This is a genomic window from Wolbachia endosymbiont of Glossina morsitans morsitans (assembly GCF_000689175.1).
Classification (GTDB): Bacteria; Pseudomonadota; Alphaproteobacteria; order Rickettsiales; family Anaplasmataceae; genus Wolbachia; species Wolbachia pipientis.
The window spans coordinates 1-3,320 of the sequence record NZ_AWUH01000171.1 but is presented as its reverse complement, the minus strand read 5'-3'; the positions used below and the strand labels follow the sequence as shown (position 1 = coordinate 3,320).

The window sequence follows — 3,320 nt, the reverse complement described above, 5'->3', positions numbered from 1 at the left end:
AAAAAATGCAGATGAATTTAGTCTGTTAGCTCATATTATGTTGAGAACTAAGTTAGAACAAGATATAATAAATGGCACATTGGAAGTCAAAGACCTGCATGATGCGTGGTTGGAAGGTATGAAGCACTATAAAATTCCAGTAAAAGCTAAAAATAAGCTAAACACTTATTTTCAAGATGAATATTGGGCAAGCGGTGTTATGGGCTACTTTCCTATAAAAATTGTTGCTTTAATTGCTGCTGTGCAGATTTTCTCTTTCGTTAAAAAGAATCATTACGAATCATTAAGTGCTATAGTAAAAGGAGATTTTAGTTTACTTATCAGTTGGTTATCTCAAAATGCATACAGTGCAAAGTGTGGCCTGGAACTGCTAAAAAAAGTAACAGGTAAGGGTTTAGACGTTGAGTGTGTTACTTACTACTTATCTGAAAAGTATAATTTGTCTTAATAAATGGTTTTCTTGAGTTATGTATGAATTTTGTTCGAAAATTAACCGGAAAGTTTTATAGCCTTTTTACTTTCAAAGGTTTGTTTGCTAGCGATATTGCTATAGACCTTGGTACTGCAAACACTTTAGTTTATCAGAAAAATCAGGGAATAGTGCTTGATGAGCCTTCAGTTGTAGCAAGAATAAAAGAAAAAGGAAGTTACGTTCCTTATGCTTTTGGTAAAAAAGCTAAAATGATGCTTGGAAAAACGCCTGGAGAAATAGAGGCGATAAGGCCCTTAAAAGATGGAGTCATTGCTGATTTTAAAAGTGCGGAAGAAATGCTAAAATATTTCATACGCAGTGCAAACACAAAATTCACTGTTAATAAACCTAATATTATCATATGCGTTCCATCTGGATCCACGCCAGTTGAAAGGCGTGCTATACAAGATGCAGCAGAAAGTGCTGGTGCAAATGAAGTATTTTTAATTGAGGAACCAATGGCTGCAGCAATCGGAGCTGGGCTCCCGGTTACTGAACCTGAGGGTTCTATGATTGTTGATATAGGAGGCGGTACAACTGAAGTTGCAATTATTTCTTTAGGCGGAATTGTTTATTCACGTTCTGCCAGAGTAGGTGGCGATATTATGGATGAAGCAATAAAATCATATATTCGTGAAAATCATAAGTTATTAATCGGTGAAACAACCGCTGAGAAAATTAAGAAAAGCATAGGTTCAGCCAGTCTGCCAGGTGAAAATAACAAAGAGGGAATGATAATTAAAGGCAGGGATTTAGTGAGTGGCATGCCAAAAGAAATGCTTTTATCAGAATACCAATTTGCAGAGAGTTTAATAGAGACTGTACATCAGATAATTTCTGCTATTAAGACTGCGCTGGAGAGCACTCCACCTGAACTTTCTTCTGATATAGTCGATAGAGGAATAGTTTTATCCGGTGGTGGTGGATTATTACGTAATCTAGGTAAAGTTATCAGTGAAACAACAAAATTACCGGTTCGTGTTGCAGATGACCCACTTTGTTGTGTTGCCTTAGGTAGTGGAAAAGTGCTTGAAAACATGGATTATTTTGGCCATGTTTTATTCAAGCAAGATTAAATTATTTTTGAAGGTAGTTTATCGAATTTTATAGCAAATTTTACCTCAAGCATAAAGATGTCATCCAAGTAGCCAACACTGGGATCCAGAAAATTTGACTATAAACAAGTATGCTGTTTCGATGAAATTGTGTAATAGAAACTAGATTCCAGTGTTGGCTACTTGCATGACACCAAGTTTGTGTTTATAAATTAAGGCGATTATGCTAAAAGAATTTGAAATTGAACCTCTGCTAAAAGATAAAACTCCGTACCAGACTAAGGCTGTTGTTGCAATGTCCGGGGGAGTTGATAGCTCGGTTGCTGCAGCACTGCTACATAACCTTGGGTACCAGGTGATAGGTGTGACTCTTCAACTCTATGGCACTGACGGTAATGCTAACGCAAGAAAGGGTGCATGCTGCGCTGGACAGGATATTTATGACGCTAAGCGTGTAGCTGAAAGTGTTGGCTTTCCTCACTATATTTTAAACTATGAGGAAATATTCAAAAAGGAAGTAATAGAGGATTTTGCGAGTACCTATATGCGTGGGGAAACTCCCATACCATGCGTGAGATGTAACCAAACGGTAAAATTTCGTGATCTATTGCAAGTTACAAAAAATCTTGGTGCGGATGTGCTCGTAACAGGACATTACGTGAGAAGGTTAGAAAAAAATGGTGAGGTAAAGTTGTGCAGAAGTATTGATAAAAGTAAAGATCAAAGTTATTTTTTGTTTGCTACAACTCAAGAGCAGTTAAAGCTTTTGCGATTTCCGCTAGGTGGGTTCTATAAAAGTGATATAAGAAAATTAGCAAAATATTTCAGTTTACAAATTTCTGAAAAGCCAGACAGTCAAGATATATGCTTTGTTTCCGAAAGCTATAGTAAAACAATAGCTAAATTAGCTCCACAATCCGTACAGAAAGGCAGAATTGTGGATGTGAATGGAAAAGTGCTAGGCGAGCACAGTGGCATAGTAAATTTTACAGTGGGGCAAAGAAAGGGCTTGGGTATCGCACACAATGAACCTCTTTACGTGATAAAAATTAATACAGAGAATAATGAGGTTATAGTAGGTCCGATCAACGCATTAATGCAAAAAAAAATATTGATCAAAGAGTTAAATTGGTTAGAACAACCAAAGGAAGGTATGGAAGTAACTGTGAAGCTGAGATCATCACATGCGGGGAGTTTAGCAACAATACATTCAACTGACGAAAAAAATAAAGCCTGTGTCATTTTAAACGACGATTACTTTGGCATCAGTCCAGGTCAAGCCTGTGTAGCGTATAAAGATGAGCAAGTTATCGGCGGTGGATGGATATGCTCTTAACTAAAAGCTTTAATGCAGAGTGTAAACATACAATAGACTTCTTGCATAACCATATAACAGAAACGAAAAAACTTCCTTGACAAACCTCGCCAGCCCCCTTATCATGAAACTGAAGCTATTTTATTTATCTTCTCTGTACAGATTAAATGACAAAAAAACTACACGTATCTGGCGTCTCATGTTTAATTTTTTGTCACTATGTGCACTCTATGTCTTTATCAAATTTCTGGGTTTTTGCCTGCACAAGCTGAAATACGCTTGTAAAGCATTTAAAACATTAAAAAACGCCAACTTAAAAAATGGATAGTGAATAACTAGCTACCCTAGGGTTTCTTTTGCCTTTTTTTCTGTTTTAGTAAATTTCTTAACGTTTATAATTTAGATTAGTTGCGGCTTAAAAGCAGCTAAATCGCGGTTATTAAGTGTTTAGAATAAAAAAACGCCATACTTGAAAGTA

2 protein-coding genes and 1 pseudogene are annotated in these 3,320 nt (G+C 36.4%); all 3 read left to right on the top strand.

Features of this window, described 5'->3' with window-relative positions; translation table 11 throughout:
- Positions 1–448, top strand: a pseudogene (locus tag WGMM_RS04340) (carboxypeptidase); the annotation flags it as partial.
- A 23-nt stretch (positions 449–471) separates the two neighbouring features.
- Complete coding sequence (locus WGMM_RS04335) at positions 472–1,548, top strand: rod shape-determining protein (protein WP_038250626.1); 1,077 nt, start codon at positions 472–474, stop codon at positions 1,546–1,548.
- A gap of 202 nt (positions 1,549–1,750) precedes the next feature.
- Positions 1,751–2,863 carry a tRNA 2-thiouridine(34) synthase MnmA gene (mnmA, locus tag WGMM_RS04330; RefSeq protein ID WP_038250623.1) on the top strand — a complete coding sequence of 371 codons (1,113 nt, stop codon included), beginning with the start codon at positions 1,751–1,753 and terminating at the stop codon, positions 2,861–2,863.
- Positions 2,864–3,320: the final 457 nt, after the last annotated feature.

Coding starts and splice junctions, on each gene's coding strand:
- WGMM_RS04335 (WP_038250626.1), top strand. CDS start 472: ATGAATTTTGTTCGAAAATTAACCGGAAAGTTTTATAGCCTTTTTACT.
- mnmA (WP_038250623.1), top strand. CDS start 1,751: ATGCTAAAAGAATTTGAAATTGAACCTCTGCTAAAAGATAAAACTCCG.